This window comes from Mongoliibacter sp., from assembly GCF_007692705.1.
GTDB lineage: Bacteria > Bacteroidota > Bacteroidia > Cytophagales > Cyclobacteriaceae > Mongoliibacter.
This window is the reverse complement of sequence record NZ_REBN01000124.1, coordinates 26,039-44,615: the sequence shown is the minus strand read 5'-3', so window position 1 is coordinate 44,615 and position 18,577 is coordinate 26,039. Positions and strand designations below refer to the sequence as shown.

The window sequence follows — 18,577 nt, the reverse complement described above, 5'->3', positions numbered from 1 at the left end:
TTATTGTTTCTGAATTTCTTGTTTAACATAGTGAACAATTTTCCAAATCCTCTCTTGAGGAATTTGAGAACCGTGAGCACCCATTCTGCCTTTACCTTTCATAATTACATGAAAGATGTGACCTTCAGGGAGATCTATATAGGCTCCACCTTTAAGATTTGCCACACCACCTACAACTTCTCCTGCTTTTCCATCACCTTCACCTCCAGCTCCATGGCAAGTTGCACAATACTGCGTGTACAAGACTCTTCCCTCTGCGATTACTTCGTCAGTAGCTTCTATCGGACTTTTCAGTTCAGCTGCTTTTTCCAGTTCAAAAGTCTTAAGTCTATAAGGCAAATATCCATCTCGATTTCGGGGAACTGTATTTGCAACTGGCTCCCTCATGTTCATACCGTGAGGATTGTTCACGTTACTGTTATAAAACTCACCTTTTCCGTCTTCACGACTAGACAACCAACTTCCTTCTTCCTCATTTTGTATTTGAGATAGAGGTTCATAAGCAACAGAATTATACATCTGTGGAGCGTACTCATAGCCGGGATGATCTCCTGAAGCGCCGCATGAAGCAACACTAAAGGCAAATCCAGCCATTGCAATTGTATATAGATATTGTTTGATTTTCATGACTTCTATTTAGCTATTCAAAACTTTTTTTATTCACCTCTGTGGCACCGGAAATTTTAAGCACGTCAGCTAATTTTTCTTCTCCAAGTCCTGCATTGGTGGCCAAATCTATTGCCATCACATGTTTATCATCAGTGATCCGAAGATCAAAGATCCTAGCCTGACCCCAAGGTTTCAGATTGCTCGCAACCATAAATACCCCTACCATACCAAAAGCAGCCAATAGAACTGTGAGCTCAAATGTTACAGGGATAAATGCAGGTAAAGAAGCATGATCCTTACCACCAATAATCATAGGCCAATCAAACTTCATCATGTAGAATTGCATGACCAATGCTAATGTAGTCCCTAACATTCCGAAAAGGAATGCTGCGATAGGTAGCCTACTTCTTCTGTAGCCCAATACTTCATCCAATCCATGAACTGGGAAAGGAGAATAAACTTCATGAATTTTAACACCACTTTTCCTTAACTGAGTTACGGCGTCCATTAATACATCCTCATCGTCATAAACCCCGAGGATAAAATTCTTATCTCTTTCCATGCTTATTTAGGTTGTTTAGTGGATGAAGATTTAATGATAGATTTAATTTCAAACATGTTGATTACCGGGAAAAACTTCGCAAATAAGAAGAACAAGGTAAAGAACAAGCCGAATGTAAATAAGTAAACCCCTACATCAGCCCAAGTTGGATAGAACATTGCCCAAGATGAAGGCAAGAAGTCTCTATGAAGTGAGGTTACGATAATTACAAATCTTTCAAACCACATCCCTATGTTTACTACCAATGATAAAATAAATGTCAAGACAATTGATGTTCTGATCTTTTTGAACCAGAATAATTGCGGAGAGATCACATTACAGGTCATCATAGACCAATATGCCCACCAATATGGACCAAATGCCCTGTTGACAAAAGCATACTGTTCAGCAGCAACACCTGAATACCAAGCGATGAAAAATTCTGTAATATATGCTATACCTACAATCGACCCTGTGATGATGATTACGATGTTCATCAATTCAATGTGTCCTATAGTAATATAGTCTTCCAGTTTGAATACTTTCCTCGTCACAATCATCAAGGTCAGTACCATTGCAAAACCTGAGAAGATCGCACCTGCCACAAAGTATGGAGGGAAGATCGTGGTATGCCAACCTGGAATTACAGAAGTTGCAAAGTCAAAAGATACAATGGTGTGAACCGAAAGTACAAGTGGGGTGGCTAGTCCGGCCAAGATCAAGGAAACGGTTTCAAACCTGCTCCAAGTTTTTGCTGCTCCATCCCATCCAAATGCCAAAGCACTGTAAATAATCTTCCTTAGCCCTGTCGCCCTATCTCTAATAGTGGCAAAATCTGGAATCAAAGCGATATACCAAAACACTAAAGAAACTGAGAAGTAAGTTGAGATCGCAAACACATCCCATAGAAGGGGAGAGTTGAAATTTACCCAAAGAGACCCAAAGGTGTTTGGTAATGGAAGGGCCCAATAAGCACCCAACCATGGTCTACCCATGTGTATGATTGGAAACATGGCTGCACAGATTACAGCGAAAATTGTCATCGCTTCTGCCGCCCTATTGATTGCCATTCTCCACTTCTGTCTAAACAGCAACAAAACTGCTGAAATCAATGTACCTGCGTGACCAATACCAACCCACCATACGAAGTTGGTAATATCCCAAGCCCATCCAATGGTCTTGTTGAGGCCCCACATTCCGATACCTTCCCAAAGTGTTGCCGCTAAAGCTATAAAACCTAGCGCCAATGCACCTACAGATACCAAAACAGCCAATAGCCAAAGCATACTTGGTTTGCCTTCGACCTGTCTTGAGATATCGTGAGTAACGTCTTTGAGTGTTTTCCCGCCTGTAATCAGCGGCTCTCGTACGGATGAAGTAACTTGCATATCTTATAAAATTATTATTACGCTTCTGATTTTTCCTTATTTCTGATTTTGGTAAAGTACCAAACGTTTGGACTAACGTTGATCTCTTCCAGTACGTGATATGCTCTTTCTTCATTCACTTCTTTCAATGCAGAAATAGTGTTTTCTTCAATTTTGAGCATCTTAGTTACATTACTGTCTGGATCATTCATGTCTCCGAATACAATAGCATCAGTTGGACATGCCGAAGCACAAGCAGTATTGATCTCTCCATCCTTGATTTTTCTGGCCTCCTTCTTGGCAGTCAGTTTACCAAGTTGAATTCTTTGAACACACATAGAGCATTTTTCAATGACACCCCTTGCTCTTACAGTCACATCCGGATTCAATACCATCTTACCAAGATCATCATTCTGCGCAACGTTCACTGCGGAGAAATCTTTGTTATCGTGGTATTTGAACCAGTTGAATCTTCTTACTTTATAAGGACAGTTGTTGGCACAATATCTTGTACCTATACATCTGTTATATGTCATTTGGTTAAGGCCTTCAGAAGAGTGTGTAGTTGCAGCAACCGGACAAACAGTCTCACAAGGAGCATTGTTACAGTGCTGACACATCATTGGCTGGAAAGTAACCTCAGGATTGTCTGCAGCTCTTTCAAGTTCGCTGTTTGAGCTTGAACCTTCAGGAGAACTGTAGTACCTGTCAATTCTGATCCAGGCCATTTCTCTTCTGTTCAACACTTCCTGCTTACCGACAACCGCTACGTTATTCTCAACTTGACAAGCTACAGTACATGCACCACAACCTATACAAGAGTTCATATCTATAGCTAAACCCCAATGGTGTTGACTATATTTATGCCCCTCCCACAAGGAAACTTTAGATGGCTTTACAAACTTGCCCTCTTTGTATACTTGCGGCTTATATCTTCCAGCAGAAGCATCTTCCTTATAATCTGCTAGAGTAGCTTCTTGAACGACAAACTCTCTACCCATATAGGTTTGATGCGTTTGTGTCTGAGCTATTTTATAAGAATCACCAGTAATTTCTACAGTTACGCCTTCAAAAACATCGTAATTAGTAAACCCTTTTGAAGAATCAAGTAGTGAATAAGCATTGACCCCTACACCATTGGCAACTCTTCCAGCTTTGGTTCTACCATAGCCCAGTGCCAATCCGAAGGTACCATCTGCTTGTCCAGGCTGCACCAAAACAGGCAAAACCAAAGACTTGTCTCCTACAGTGATTTTAGCCTTCTTAGTGGCTCCCTCCACCATCTTAACATTATTGTCTTTAGCCCATTTTTGAGAAACAGTAAGGTAATTGTCCCAAGTGGCCTTAGAGATAGGATCGGACATTTCCTGCAACCAAGGGTTGTTGGCGAATGTACCGTTACCAATACCAATTTTAGAATAAATGGCCAGCTCAGCACCTGTATTATCAGCTTTATATGCTCTTCCTATGGCGGATGCGGCTGATGATACGTCTGGACTTCCGCTTACTTCTGCACTTTCTACTTCTGAAGAATAAACTCCATTGTATAAAGACCTATCCCAGAATTCTTGAGTATCTGATACCTCAGATTGGGTTCCAATTAGAGAAGAAGTCCAGTTTTCTTGTAAAAAGTCAAAATAGTTGGTGTCCTCTCCTGACCAGATCAGGAATGATTCCTGTGCCTGTCTTGTATCGAACAATGGGGAGATAGTCGGTTGAGCCAAGCTGTACTCTCCATTTCTAGGATTAAAATCATTCCAGGATTCCAGATAATGATGATCTGGAGCTATATACTGAACCAAAGAAGCTGTTTCATCCATGGTACCATTGGTAGCCACTGAAACTTTTGCTTTTGAAATTCCTTCCTCAATGTCTGCACCTTTGGCAAAATCGTAAACAGGGTTACAATTATAGAACACAACTCCTCCGATTCTACCACCTTTTAGGTCAGCGACAAATTTATTCATTTTGTCATCATCACCTTTTCTGAAGTAAGAAGGCTTGGAAAAGTCAACAGACTTACCATTGTTACCCAAAAGGTCATTGATGGCATTGATTACTATTTGAACATTCGGATCATTTGATCCTGATACTACAATAGAGCTACCTCTATTTGCCCAAAGTTCATTTGCTGCCTGCTCCAAATGAGGGATCTCTACAGATCCACCTGAAACAGTAGATGCACCACCCTTTTTAGCTAAGGCATTATAAAGTGCCAAAACAGCCAATCCAGACTGAGAAGGTTTAATTGGTGTTCTGTAATCCGCATTTGCGCCAGTCAAAGACAAGTTGGTTTCAAACTGAAAATGTCTTGACATAGACCTGTTTTCGCTTGAAATTTTTCTTCCTTTTACATATTGCTTCGCAAATTCAATAGGAGAAATCCAAGTACCTAAAAAGTCTGCTCCAAAACTGACAATTACTTTCGCATCGTCAAATCTATAAGTAGGCAAACCTTCAACTCCATAAGAAGTCTCGGCAGCCTTCAAAATTCCATAATTGGAAATCGGATCATAGGTGATTATTTCTGCTCCAACAGATTCTGCGAAGGTATCAAGTGCCTTCTGCGTTGATGGAGAAAGAATAGTGTTGGTAACAACTTTCACTGAACCTGCAGAAGCAAGTTTAGATTTCAATTCATTGTCAAGTGATGACCAATCTGATTTTTCACCGTTAATATAAGGCCCCGCAAGTCTTTGCTTATCATAAAGTGACAATACAGAGGCCTCCACTATAGAATTCACTCCTTTACCATTGATAGGAGAAAGTTCATTTCCATCAATTTTTATTGGCCTTCCTTCTCTGGTCTTTACCACGATGGAAGCATAGTCTCCACCTGAAGCAAATGTAGAAGCATAATAATTTGGAATGGATGGGTTAATATCAACAGGCTTGTTGACATAAGGGATAGCTTTTCTTACCGGCGCTTCGCAAGCAGCAAGAGAAGCGGCCGCAAGGCTGAATCCCATCAACTTAAGGAAATCTCTTCTGGAAGCTCCTTCTTCACCACCCAAAGCGGATGGCCCTTCAGGAAATTCCCTATCTGCATTTTTTACAAACTCAGGTTCGTTTGTGAGTTCCTCTAACCCTTTCCAATAGGTCTTTTTATTTTCCTTCATTGTATATTCAAGAAAAGTACGTTCTGAATTTATTTATATTAATAATGGCACTTAGCACATTCCAATCCACCGATATCTTTCACTTTTAGTGGTTGTTTAGAATCGCTGTGTAATTGTACCAATTTATCGTAGTATTCATTTTTCTCTGAGCGGATGTTGGTTTGTCTGTGACAATCTATACACCACCCCATAGTCAGGGAACTGTGTTGGTATACAACTTCCATTTCTTCTATAGGACCGTGACAAGTCTGGCACTCCACTCCACCTACAGCAACGTGCTGTGCGTGATTGAAGTAAGAGAGGTCAGGTAAGTTATGTACTCTCACCCACTCTATAGGCTGATCATTGTCTACAGCATTGTAGATTTTTTGGATTTCTGGAGAAATTCCATCTTTACCATCAACATTCTGAATATGCATGTGGCAGTTCATACAAATGTTAGCTGATGGAATATTTGCAGATTTTCCAAGCTCTACGCCAGTATGGCAATACTGACACTGCATTTCATATTGTCCTGCATGAAGCTCATGTGAAAATGCAATAGGTTGCTTAGGCGCATAGCCTTGCTGTACACCAATAGTATAAAGCTCGTCTATTGCCGTTTTGGCCACCAGCGCAATTACAATCGTAGTGACTATAATGATAAAAGCATCTGATCTGAATACTTTGGCAAAATCGTATTTTTGGTTTATGAAGACTTCATCGTCTTCATCCAGCTTTTGCGAATTTAGATACTTTGTAAGGATAGATATGATTAATCCTAAAACAACAAGAATCAGTATCAATACCAAGACCAATACTCCAAGAATTATGGTAAGGTATTCACTAGGAACACCAGATCCTCCTGCTGCGCCTCCTTCTACGCTTTCACCGTCTGCTGCTGATGCACTGGCATCGGCTTTATCTCCATACTCTATGTATGCGAGAAGATTCAACAAATCATCATCAGACAAGAACTCATGGGCTGGCATTGCCAACTGATTGTACTCATTGTAGATGGCTACTGCTTCTGCATCACCTGAGGCAATGAGCGCTTGAGAGTTTTTGATGAACCTTTTAGTCCAATCGATAGAATGCCTATCGGTAACTCCTCTTAATGCCGGTCCGACATTCTTCTGGTCTAACCTATGGCAAGTCCTACAATTGGCATTGAAAATCGACTTTCCTGCTGCGATGGCTTCTTCAGCATCGGAAACATCAGGATGAGCCGCAAAGACTTGTGTCCCTAAACTCAGAAATAATAGCATCACTAGGGTGCTAATTTTCATCGGGACACTTGATAACGAGCGATTGATCGACATATTTATACTTAATTAAACAGTTTAATGCACGGTTTTTGAATAAACATTGCAAATGTACTACCCCAATTCTATTTTTCAAACTTGAAGGTAACACAAGCTCCTTAATTGTAAACAAACGTTTTACCATCATAAGTATTTGGTCATCAATACCTTATAATTACTAATTTTGACCCAAAATCAATTTAGAATCATTATAAATAAATCTATATTTGGTAATCGGTACCTATCCCTTATGACCTGAAGTATAAACTGTAACAATTAGGGATTTTAAAAGTCATTAAGGAGAAAATAAATAGTTAGGGATAAATTTATACTCTGCTTTTGCATTAAAGATGAATATCCATACATTTGCATTCCGATTTCAACATGGTCGAGTGGCCGAGTGGCTAGGCAGAGGTCTGCAAAACCTTGTACAGCGGTTCGAATCCGCTCTCGACCTCCACTTAAAAGCATCTCTTTATGGGATGCTTTTATTTTTTACAAGTAAAGTTTGGAAAGCTCTTTACAAGTTGCCTTTTTCAGAAAGGTCTGATCACCAACTCTACATTAATACACCTCTGTGAGGCGCTCTTACATCTTTCCGCTATTGAATCTGTAGAGACTGGATTACAATCAATTAAAATCATTGTCCCACAAAAAAATCATACAATAATTCAAGCCTTTGAATTAATCACCCGAATTGTTTACATGCTCAGTTACTTGGTATTTTCTTAAAGAATATGGGTAAATTCCTGTTTAAAAAACCAAAATTCGCTATGAAAAAACTAGTCTATATACTGCCGCTTTTACTTGTTTTAACCTCTTGTGAATTGGTGGAAGAGTTACTCAACACTTCTTATTCCACTACTTTCAAAGAGTCTTTTGATATCCAGATACCAGAAGGGCAATACACACAAGATTCCCCATTTTTAATACTAAAGGAGGAAGATATTGACTTGACTGATGACGAATTTCCACAAGAGGTGAGAACTGGTGTCTCTGAATTGCTGGACATCCAGTTTCAGTCCGTACTATTGCTTTTTCAAGGAAAAACCCCAGATGAAAATGAAAAAGCCTTTGAAAACGAAGGTATGATCAGCGGTACAATTGTCTTTTCAAACCCAGACGATCCTGCGCAGAATGTAGAAGTAATAGTACCTCCAGTTTCTTCACTCAATACCGAACCAGTAAGTCTTCCTCTACCTGACAATGTTGCCAACTCCATTGCCCAGCTGTTTTTTGGAAGTCCACGGGTACAGTTTATCATGAACCTTCAATATGTGGGGCCAGCTCCTTTTGAGGGAGAAGTTTCCATGGAAATCCCTATGGAGATTTCGCTTGGTTTGCTCTGAAATAAATTCTCCTACAAGCTAGCGGTAAAGATTTAAGTCCATCTATCCTCATCCTGTTGGATACCAAACTGATAATAGCTAATTTATCAGAGGACTAATTTGACCGGAAATGGCAATCAATCTAAAAGTGAATGGGGTGGCTCAATCTGTTGATGTAGACCCTGAAGAGCCCCTCTTGTATGTGCTTAGAGAAGAATTTGGCCTCAATGGCGTGAAATTTGGCTGTGGATTACAGCAATGCGGCACTTGTTTCATTTTGGCAGATGGTGAAGCCACGCCAACCTGTGTAAGGACGTGTGAAAGTTTTGAGCATATGGACATCCTTACCATCGAAGGTCTAGCCAATGATGACAGACTCCATCCACTTCAGGAAACTTTTTTTGAAGAACAGGCTGCACAATGTGGATATTGCCTCAATGGGATGCTGATCGCTGGATTGGCATTATTGAAGAAAAACTCCAAACCTACCGAAGATGAAATCAGGACTGCATTAGACAAGGTTATTTGTCGCTGTGGTACGCATACGCGATTTATCAGAGCAGTAAAGAAAGCGTCTGAAAATAACTCCAAATTTTAGGTTATGGATAATTTCAAAACGGACAGGCGTAATTTTTTAAAGACAACAGGTCAACTTTTAATCGGCTTCAACTTATTTCCATTGACTTTTTGCGGAATAAAAGAAGAAGGTTACGCTATTTCTCCTTATGAGGGCATACCAGAAAGGCCACATTTGGGTAGGAACTTGATTGATTCGTGGATAAGATTGGATACTGATGGGCATGTCACCATACTCACCGGAAAACAGGAACTTGGACAGGGAATACGAACTGCATTGATGCAAATCGCTGCTGAGGAACTTGATGTAAATATGGACATTTGTCACATCATCAATGGAGATACCGGTCAGACTGCCAATGAGGGTTATACCGCAGGAAGCAACTCTGTAGAGGGAAGTGGTAAAGCCATTAGGGAGGCAGCAGCTGAGGCTAGGGAATTCCTGGTCGGCAAAGCGGCTTCGGAATGGGATGTAGAAGCCAAAGATCTCAGAATAGAAAACGGAGTGATTTATGGACCTCAGGACCGTAAAACAAGTTATTGGGAATTATTGGATGGTAATTTTTACGAAGCAAAGGTGACAGGAAATGCTAAATTTAAAGACCCTAAAGAGCATCAGATAGTTGGAAAAGCAATTCCCAGAGAAGATATCAAAAATATGGTTCAGGGTGCAGCCCATTTTGTACACGATTTAAGGCTGGCCAATATGGTACATGCGCGTGTTCTCCATCCTCCATCCTATTCATCAAAAATCATCAAAACAGATATCGCTTCTGTCAATGCCATGCCTGGAGTACTGAAGACAATTCAGGATGGAAATTTCCTGGCTGTAATAGCCAAGAGGGAATATCAAGCAGTGAAGGCTTGGCAAAAGCTCAAAGAACTTACTGAGTGGGAAATAGAAAGCATCAAAATACTTCCCGAACAACTTTTTGATGATATGAAAAAAAGCTCAAAAGCAACTGAGCTTGTTGAGGATAGTCCTGGTATAATTCAAAAAATACGACAATCTCCCATTAAGCTAAAATCAACTTACTATAAGCCTTATCACATGCATGGTTCTACCGGCCCATCCTGTGCACTGGCGCAGTGGAATAGTAGTGAACTTACGGTATGGTCTCCTACCCAAGGCGTATACCCTCTTCAAATTACTTTAGCCGATCTTTTTGGTATGGATACTAAAAATATCAGGTGCATCGGAATGCCGGGCTCCGGCTGCTATGGACATAATGGAGCAGATGATGTCTCAGCAGAGGCTGCCTTGATTGCAAAAGCATATCCTGAAGTCCCTATACGGCTACAGTGGATGCGTGATGATGAGCACATGTGGGAGCCTTATGGATCTGCCATGCAGATTGAGCTTGAGGCCGGCATGGACCAAGGTGGACTGGTCCTTGCTTGGGATACACAAATCTGGTCTGACACCCACAGCACCCGTCCCCGTGGAGATGCAGGGCATTATATTTCTGCCAGACATTTGGAGAAACCTTTTGAATTTAAAAAAGGGAATTTTTCAGGTGGGGCTTACCGCAACGCCACTCCTTTATATAATATATCTTCCAAAAGGCTTCGATTAAGCAATTATGACGGGCCTTTACGCACATCAGCTTTAAGAGGGCTGGGAGCCTATGGAAATATTTTCGCATTGGAATCATTTATGGATGAGTTGGCCATATTGGCCGAGGTGGATCCTATTGAGTTCAGAAAAAACAACCTGGATGATCCAAGAGCAATAGCTGTTTTGGAAAAACTTATCAAAGAGACCGATTACCATAATAGAATACAAAAAAGCAACACTGGATATGGGGTTGCCTTTGCCAAATACAAAAATTCAGCAGCCTATTTTGCTGTCTTGGCTGAGGTGGAGGTAGATAAAGAAAACAAGTCTTTTCACCTGCAAAAGCTTACTGGAGTCATCGACGCCGGACAATGTATCAACCCGGATGGCTTGATCAACCAAACTGAAGGGGGAATGATTCAGTCAGCAAGTTGGACACTTTTGGAAGAAGTCAAATATGATAAAAACGGGGTTTTAAGCAAAGACTGGAATTCATATCCAATATTGCGAACTAAGAAAACTCCTGAAGTGGCAGTCCATATCATCAATCGTCCAGAAGAAAAACCTTTAGGAGCAGGTGAAGCCGCCCAAGGCCCTGTTGCAGCTGCCATTGCCAATGCTGTTTTTGATGGTACAAGAAGTAGAATCAGAGATTTACCGTTGAAGGAAGAAAAGGTGGAATGGAGCTGATAATTCAATCGGGCAATGGTACTTTGACTAACTTTTGGATGCTTTCATTGTTTACACCACTGACCGCCACACCTCTTCCCTGCTCTACCCAGCTTAAAGGATTGTTCTGGAAATGTACGTAGAAATCATTTTCGCCAGGATACTTTCCAAAAATTTCATAACGAGTTCCCTCTACAATAGGATCACATGACCACCCGAAGCATATTCTATCGAAGTTCCATTTTAGTATTATCTTCCCTTCTTCATTGAGCTCAGCGAATAATCGTGGTATGCCTAGGGTGGCTCCCTCAGGAATGGCATCATCCCAATGCTTTTCGCATCCCAATAAACAGATCCCTAAAATAAGAAATGTGAAGTAATTTTTCATGATCAAAGCTTGTATCCAACTCCAAATTGTAACCCAAATTCAGTCAACCGCATACTACTTTGATGGATTCCAATTACTGAATGTTGTTTGAAATTGGGCTGAAGAAAGATCCCCCATCGATCAATGTAATGGTGTAAATTTAACCCAATTAAATAACCAACTCCAGATTGTCTTAACCAATCACTATATTCTGACAATTGAACACCCACCAATGGCCCAGCTTGTATAGTAAGAAAAGAAGTTACTTCAAAAGTGACTATTGCAGGAAGACTGATATAGTCAAAGGGTTCCTTTATTACAATAACGGAACTAGAAGGTCTTGGTGGAGGATTACCGGTTGGAATCCACATACTGCTTAATGATAAAATAGCTTTTGCATAAGACAGTCCAGTTTCCATCCCCCATTTACTATCTCCTTTCCATGATAAGCGAACCCCAAATTCCTGAAACCTATCTACATTAACATTGGGACCTCCAACCAAATAGCTACCTAAAAATGCGGCATCAGATGCCCCTGCAAAAGCTTTGATCTCCCACTGGGTTTGAGCCAATAGTTTATCATGAAACAAGCAACCAGAAAAGAGTAATACAAAAATGAGTTTTTTCATCGGTCTATGCTTCTAAAGTCTTCTACATATTGGAGACGTGAAAAACCATCAAAACGCTACAATAGAAAAATTCCTTAAAGCCAAAAGTTTCGACTACATGGTTTTTCATTTTTTGATCAATTGAAGTTTATAGAAAGTAATATAATCCTGCTCTTCTCCCAGATATTCATCATCTCTCACAGCATAGAATGATTTATCCAACTCTTCAATATTCATTATTCTCCCAATTCTGTATGGGACAATGATTTCATTGGAAAGAGTAGAATCATGATGGATTATTTTCAGAATCTGATTTTGAAAATTTTTGTATTTGGGAAAGTTTTTTGGATTTTTCAATTCATTTTGGATAAAAACATCTTCCTCTATACCCTCAGTGTAAAAGACAACTGCAGCTTTTTTTGTGAGAAACAACTGACGGATATTTCCATCTAGCATTATGTTATGGGATATGTATTGATACTTTTCTTGATGCTCTCCATTATCCAGAAATTTAGAAGGCTGAAAATCAATGGTACTCAAATAAGCTCCATCATTGCTTAAGTCATATGTATGAATTAATGGTTCATTGCTTAGTGCCAAGTGAAGTATATTTCCGGAAATACCAAATTGAATCCAAGCTCTTTCGTAGTATTTATCCGAGGTATACCGTGAAGTATTTGGGATTTTGATTAACGGCTCTGCGTTGCCAGTCTCAGGATCAATTTTTTCCAACAGAAAGTTATCCCGGATGAAATGTGGGTCATAAGGATTTGCCCCATCTCTGCCTGGGTAAAAACTGATCAATGAATCATTCCAATAGTCAAGATTCCTAAGTAAACCCCCTCCGTCATTTGCCAAACTTGGAAATGGAAGCTTTATTTCTTGCTTCAAAGTCAAATCCTTATTCAGCTCATATAACCAACCCATAAAGCTCGCGGCAAAGAGTCTACCATCCTCTGTATACCGCAATTGGGTCGGGTATTCAACTTTTCCCGGTCCATCTTTTGGATAGGATGTTTCGTATGTAATTTCCCCATTTGCTTCAAATTCAATCAATTTATTTTCCTGAAAATTAAAAAATACTCCTTTCCCATTTCTAAAATCTCCCCCATTTACTGTTCCTAAATAATCTACCTTAATAGAATCCAAAATCACAAGTTCCCATTCGTTGGAATCCACTCTATTTTTGGAATCTTTTCCCCGCTCGGAGCAAGCATAGAGGAATACCAAAATTGAAAGTAAAATGATGCGTGCTTCCATCATTTGGATGATAGTTTCACCTTATAAATCCTTAAAAAATCTTCCTCCTTTTCTTCATTCGAAGTTTTTTCCATCCAAAGGAAACCTCCACCAGACGCAAAGCCACTCTTCTTGACTTTATCAGGAAAATCAAGGTTACCGATGAGCTCTAGAGTATTTTGATCTAAAACGAGAACTCCTTGAGCAACTTCACTTTCAATTTGTCTGTAAAATCTTTCAGATTCTTCTTTATCTCCAGAACTCCAAAGTACTTCTAATTCTTTCATTTTGTCTTCTGGAATGCCTCCATAGTATTGAATCAGTATTTTCCCATCTACGATATGGATATTTCTGATAGCAGGAGTATCACCTTTAATCGTAACTGAACCATCGGAAAATTCTGATCTTGGGGTTACTGCCAATTTCCCAAAACCAGGTATTTGAAGATTGACTATCGTATCAAGCCTAGCTCCATCAGGCAATAGAGAGTAGACAAGCAATCGCGTTTCTCCTCCTAAAGCAACATAAAGCTTATCTCCGAATGCCTCTAAAGCAGGTGCATAATCACTCTCGAAATATCCATTTCCGTCCAGAAATTGGCTCCCTTCTTCAAAAGGGACAATTTCAAAGAAATCAGCATTTTCTATATCTATAAGCTCCAATGCCTTAAAAGAGTCATAAAACTTTTGCTCTCCCGCATATGTGTCCCTTGTCCGCACTGATTTACTTAATAAATACGGTCTCCCATCCAAAGTAATGGTTTCGACACCTTTCCCTATAAAACTCATAGACCCTGCCCCACTAAGCATTTCAGGATGAGCCAATTTTTCAATCATCGTCCCGTTCAAATCGTAAATGAAAATCCCTTGCATTCCAGCCAAAGCTACCTTTTCTTCATCTATAAAACCGGGATACTCCAAGAGAAATCCATGTGCATCTGGTGTATCTGCCTGCTTGGAAAATTTACCTAAAACCTCCCCTGAGGCATCTGTAAAGACAAATTCTTTGCTGGGATAATCATAAAAAACAAATCGGTTCGCCTTTGGACTTACATTGACCAACATGGGATTTCCAAAAATCTCCAAATCTAAAGAATCAATAACTTCAAAAGAAAAGTTATTAGAAATTCCAAGTTCCTGATTTTTTGGTTTGGAACAAGAAAAAGCAACTATTAGAATTAATAAGTAGAGATGGTGTAGTTTCATGTTGAAAATTAAAAAATAATTGTAAAAAAGAGGGAAATCCTTCGAGGTTTTAAAAACCTCAAAGGATTTAAAGGAAAAAAGTGGCCACCTATCGGCAGCCACTTCTATATTTAGGGATAAACCAAGTCTTAAGTCTTGCGTCTAATTTATTTTTTCCCGCCTTCCATTTTCTCTTTCAACTCAGCTAAAGCATCCAAGTCTCCAAGTGTAGATTTCTCTTCCGGAGTGCTTTCAGCTTTCTTCTTAGGAGCTGCTTTTTTAGGAGCTGGAGCAACTTTCGCTTCTTCTCTGAACATTGCTGTGTGAGAAAGAACAATTCTCTTATCATCCTTAGAGAATTCAGTAACTCTGAAATCCAAAGATTCACCTACCTCTACAGTAGATCCATCTTCTTTCTCAAGGTTTTTGTTGGTTGCAAAACCTTCCAAACCGTAAGGAAGCTCAAGAACTGCACCTTTATCGTTTTTAGAAACAACAGTACACTTATGAACAGAACCTACAGGGAATACAGATTCGAAAGTATCCCAAGGATTTTCTTCCAATTGCTTATGTCCTAGAGCAAGTCTTCTGTTGTCAACATCTAATTCAAGAACTGCAACATCCAACTCATCACCTACTTTTACAAACTCAGAAGGGTGCTTGATTTTCTTAGTCCAAGAAAGATCAGATACGTGAACCAAACCGTCGATTCCTTCTTCCAACTCAAGGAATAGGCCGAAGTTAGTCAAGTTTCTTACCACACCTTTGTGCTTGGTACCTACAGCATACTTAGCAGACATGTCACCTTTGGTCCATGGATCTTCAGTAAGTTGTTTGATACCTAAGGACATTTTTCTTTCGTCCTTGTCCAAGGTCAATACCACTGCTTCGATTTCGTCTCCTACTTTCACGAAGTCAGCTGGATTTCTCAAGTGCTGAGACCAGCTCATTTCAGAAACGTGGATCAAACCTTCTACTCCTGGAGCAAGCTCAAGGAATGCACCGTAGTCAGCTACGTTTACAATCTTACCCTGTACTTTAGAACCAACTTCAAGATCAGCAGAAAGCGCATCCCAAGGATGAGCAGTAAGCTGCTTCATACCCAAAGAAATTCTCTTCTTCTCATCATCGAAATCAAGAACCACAATCTGAACTTTATCATCCAGGTTAAGTACTTCTTCCGGATGGTTGATTCTTCCCCAAGAGATATCAGTAATGTGAAGTAAACCATCTACACCACCCAAATCGATGAATACACCGAAATTAGTCATGTTTTTGATCACACCTTCAAGTACCTGACCTTTCTCAAGGTTGTTTAGGATTTCAGCTTTTTGCTTCTCAAGGTCTTTCTCAATCAAGACTTTATGAGAAACTACTACGTTATCGTTAGAGTGGTTGATTTTTACCACTTTCACTTCCATTTTCTTTCCTACATAGATATCAAAATCTCTGATAGGTTTCACGTCGATCTGAGAACCTGGCAAGAAAGCCTCTACACCGTAGATATCCACGATAAGACCACCCTTTGTTCTTCTTTTTACAAGACCTTCAATAATGTTGTCATGCTCAAGCGCATCTTCGATGTCTTGCCATGCACGGACCATTCTGGCTTTCTTTCTTGAAAGTACCAATTGGCCAAGAGAGTTTTCCTGCTCTTCGATGAACAATTCCACTTCGTCACCGATCTTTAGATCAGGAAGGTCACGGAATTCAGATACAGGAACCAATCCATCAGATTTGAAGCCAATGTTGATGATCACGTCCTTGTCATTGATACCTACTACAGTACCTTTGATGACCTCTTTTTCAGTGATTTCATTAAGAGTTCCTTCGTAAAGGGCCTCCATTTCAGCTCTTTTCTCTTTGGAATAGCCTTCACCAAAACCTTTGGTTCCGAAATCGTCCCAGTTAAAATCTTTTTGATTTGACATAATGATTATTGACTCTGATTTCCAACAATCCTAGAGTCATCGGATTGGTGTTTTTGGTTGATAATAAAGTCGCTGATAATCAAGCACAGAGACCCCGTTCACCCGAACGGACTGCAAAGGTAAAAATATTTATCAAAAACAGCATTCTTAACCTTAAAAATACCACAAGCATTCTTGAAGGTATATAAAGGAATGTAGGTAAGCTTCTTTGTAAGCGAAGTTACAATTGAATCATGTTTCAATATTAGAAAACCGGAATTGCCTGTCTCCTTGCCTAGCCAAATGGATATTCAACCCTACCTCAATAAACCCTGTGTACCGGCATAATGGCTAATTTTCTAATCATAAACCAAAATAAATCCTTAGCCCCAAGCAGGATTTTAGAGAAATCGAACAGCTTACAAACAACTTTAATTCAAACTCCTACCATGTTCACACTCTCCATTTAAGGGACTTCATTACAAAATTTTCGTAGTATTACGATTTTTTCGTAGGAATATTAAAAACTTAGTATTAAGTTTGATTTATGGAAGTATTGACACAAAATGAAGAACAATTGATGCAGGTCTTTTGGAATTTGGAGAAAGCTCTGGTACGGGATGTATTGAATGCATTGCCCGAGCCTAGACCTCCTTATACCACCTTGGCCTCCAATATCAAGCAACTGGAAAAGAAAGGCTACCTCGACCATAAAACCTATGGGAATATCCATGAGTATTTCCCGATCATTTCTCAGGAAGCTTACCGGAAAAAGAGTTTCAACAACTTGGTCAAAAACTATTTTGATGGCTCAGTCCAAAATGTGCTCTCCTTTATGGTCAAGGAGAAGGGGATTTCCGAAAAGGAAATTAATGAACTGAAAAAATTGATTGAAGACCACGAAAACAATGACACACCATGAATCAGCTGTTCAATTACCTCTGGGAGGCCAGTTTGGCTTTGGCCCTGTTATATGGATTTTATAGGCTCTTTTTAGCCAAACTGACATTTTTCAGCTGGAACAGAACCTACCTGCTTTCCTCCGTCATATTTGCCCTGATACTTCCTTTTCTAAGTTTTAAAATCAGTAGTTCAGAGCAGTTGGTGCCAGGTATTTTTTCCTATAATTTACCCGAATTTCAATTTGGGGAAAACGAAAGTCAGGGCAGTACTTGGACCGTGCTTGGGATTCTTTTCTGGGTGTATGTCACAGGAGTAGCTTGGAAAATAGGCATGCTGTTGTTCGGATTGGGCTTGACTGCCAAAAGAATTATCCAATCTGAAAAGCATCACAAGGATGGATTTTGCATTGTTGTCAACCCTGAACTGCAGCCATCTTCTTTCTTACACTACATTTTTCTACCCTATTATGATGAAAATGACCTTGATCAAAAACCCATTGTTCACCACGAATCCGTACATGTGAAAAAAGGGCATACGCTGGATCTGCTTCTTTTGCACCTTTGCAATGCTATCCTTTGGTTTCATCCGGTATGGATATTTTTGGAAGCAAGCCTCAGAGAAGTACATGAATATGAAGCCGACCAAGAGGTGACGAGCACTTACCCTAAAACTGACTATGCCAAATTGCTTTTGGGGCTATTGATTACCGAAAGCAACAATGAGTTGGTAAATAACTTCAACCATTTCCAAACCAAAAAACGAATTCAAATGATGATGAAATCCAACAAATCAGGGGGGATGCAAAAGTCCGTATTCCTCCTATTGATCCCATTTATTGCGCTGATGCTGGGTGTATTTGCCTGCGACAGCGGTACTACAGAAGATTTTCCAGAGACTTTGGATATTCCAATGGAAACGCAAATTGCAACTGCTGATGAAATTTTTGACGTGGTAGAAGATTCCCCTGAGTTTAAAGGAGGAATGCCAGAATGGAGCAAATTCTTATCCTCTACACTTCACTACCCCGATCAGGCAAAAAGGATGGGCATTGAGGGAACAGTCTATGTGGTTTTCGAAATCCAAAAAGATGGGAGGGTTACCAATCCTGAAATTCTTAGGGGAATCGGTGGGGGCTGTGACGAGGAAGCCCTTCGTGTCATACGTCAATCCCCGGATTGGATTCCAGGAAAACAAAGGGGACGTGAAGTTGCTGTCCGCATGAGGTTGCCAATCAGGTTTAAGTTGAGTGAATAATATTTGATTTAATGTAATGTCTAAAGGCAGGGCGAGTTGCTCTGCCTTTTTTTGTATTTATG

Annotated in this window: 15 protein-coding genes and 1 tRNA gene; 6 read left to right on the top strand and 10 right to left on the bottom strand. The window is 40.0% G+C overall.

Going from position 1 to position 18,577, the window contains the following annotated elements; translation table 11 throughout:
* The 5 genes from EA341_RS06225 to EA341_RS06205 are packed head-to-tail and all read right to left on the bottom strand — an operon-like array spanning position 1 to position 6,937.
* On the bottom strand, positions 1-627 hold the full coding sequence (locus tag EA341_RS06225; RefSeq protein WP_293012364.1) for a cytochrome c: 627 nt from the start codon (positions 625-627) through the stop codon (positions 1-3).
* Between the two features lie 13 nt (positions 628-640).
* The gene (locus EA341_RS06220) at positions 641-1,171 is read right to left on the bottom strand and encodes a DUF3341 domain-containing protein (protein ID WP_293012363.1); all 531 of its coding nucleotides are present in this window, start codon (positions 1,169-1,171) and stop codon (positions 641-643) included.
* Between the two features lie 2 nt (positions 1,172-1,173).
* Positions 1,174-2,538, bottom strand: a complete 1,365-nt coding sequence (nrfD, locus tag EA341_RS06215; protein WP_293012362.1) for an NrfD/PsrC family molybdoenzyme membrane anchor subunit — start codon at positions 2,536-2,538, stop codon at positions 1,174-1,176.
* A 17-nt stretch (positions 2,539-2,555) separates the two neighbouring features.
* Positions 2,556-5,636, bottom strand: a complete 3,081-nt coding sequence (locus EA341_RS06210) for a TAT-variant-translocated molybdopterin oxidoreductase (protein WP_293012361.1) — start codon at positions 5,634-5,636, stop codon at positions 2,556-2,558.
* 38 nt (positions 5,637-5,674) lie between these two features.
* Positions 5,675-6,937: a c-type cytochrome gene (locus EA341_RS06205; protein ID WP_293012360.1), complete on the bottom strand. Its 1,263-nt coding sequence runs from the start codon at positions 6,935-6,937 to the stop codon at positions 5,675-5,677.
* Between the two features lie 368 nt (positions 6,938-7,305).
* Here EA341_RS06205 and EA341_RS06200 point away from each other — a divergent pair.
* From EA341_RS06200 to EA341_RS06185, 4 genes are all read left to right on the top strand, one after another.
* A tRNA-Cys gene (locus EA341_RS06200) sits at positions 7,306-7,379 on the top strand.
* A 313-nt stretch (positions 7,380-7,692) separates the two neighbouring features.
* Positions 7,693-8,268, top strand: a complete 576-nt coding sequence (locus EA341_RS06195; RefSeq protein WP_293012359.1) for a hypothetical protein — start codon at positions 7,693-7,695, stop codon at positions 8,266-8,268.
* Positions 8,269-8,377: 109 nt separating this feature from the next.
* The gene (locus EA341_RS06190; RefSeq protein WP_293012358.1) at positions 8,378-8,845 is read left to right on the top strand and encodes a (2Fe-2S)-binding protein; all 468 of its coding nucleotides are present in this window, start codon (positions 8,378-8,380) and stop codon (positions 8,843-8,845) included.
* Between the two features lie 3 nt (positions 8,846-8,848).
* A complete protein-coding gene (locus EA341_RS06185; protein ID WP_293012357.1) occupies positions 8,849-11,071 on the top strand; it encodes a molybdopterin cofactor-binding domain-containing protein in 2,223 nt (740 codons plus the stop codon).
* 4 nt (positions 11,072-11,075) lie between these two features.
* On the opposite strand, the gene EA341_RS06180 is transcribed toward EA341_RS06185, so the two are convergent.
* From EA341_RS06180 to rpsA, 5 genes are all read right to left on the bottom strand, one after another.
* The gene (locus tag EA341_RS06180) at positions 11,076-11,438 is read right to left on the bottom strand and encodes a hypothetical protein (RefSeq protein WP_293012356.1); all 363 of its coding nucleotides are present in this window, start codon (positions 11,436-11,438) and stop codon (positions 11,076-11,078) included.
* A gap of 2 nt (positions 11,439-11,440) precedes the next feature.
* Entirely contained in the window at positions 11,441-12,046 is a 606-nt protein-coding gene (locus EA341_RS06175; RefSeq protein ID WP_293012355.1) for a hypothetical protein, read from the bottom strand.
* Positions 12,047-12,151: 105 nt separating this feature from the next.
* Positions 12,152-13,288 carry a hypothetical protein gene (locus tag EA341_RS06170; RefSeq protein WP_293012354.1) on the bottom strand — a complete coding sequence of 379 codons (1,137 nt, stop codon included), beginning with the start codon at positions 13,286-13,288 and terminating at the stop codon, positions 12,152-12,154.
* A complete protein-coding gene (locus EA341_RS06165; protein WP_293012353.1) occupies positions 13,285-14,469 on the bottom strand; it encodes a hypothetical protein in 1,185 nt (394 codons plus the stop codon). Before EA341_RS06165 ends, EA341_RS06170 begins: the two co-directional genes overlap by 4 nt.
* Before the next feature lie 146 nt (positions 14,470-14,615).
* On the bottom strand, positions 14,616-16,379 hold the full coding sequence (gene rpsA, locus EA341_RS06160) for a 30S ribosomal protein S1 (RefSeq protein WP_293012352.1): 1,764 nt from the start codon (positions 16,377-16,379) through the stop codon (positions 14,616-14,618).
* A gap of 526 nt (positions 16,380-16,905) precedes the next feature.
* On the opposite strand from rpsA, the gene EA341_RS06155 reads away from it, so the two are divergent.
* Both EA341_RS06155 and EA341_RS06150 read left to right on the top strand, forming a co-directional pair.
* Positions 16,906-17,280 (top strand): BlaI/MecI/CopY family transcriptional regulator, encoded by a 375-nt coding sequence (locus EA341_RS06155; protein ID WP_293012350.1) that lies wholly within the window; start codon positions 16,906-16,908, stop codon positions 17,278-17,280.
* The gene (locus EA341_RS06150) at positions 17,277-18,515 is read left to right on the top strand and encodes a M56 family metallopeptidase (RefSeq protein ID WP_293012348.1); all 1,239 of its coding nucleotides are present in this window, start codon (positions 17,277-17,279) and stop codon (positions 18,513-18,515) included. Before EA341_RS06155 ends, EA341_RS06150 begins: the two co-directional genes overlap by 4 nt.
* Positions 18,516-18,577 lie beyond the last annotated feature (62 nt).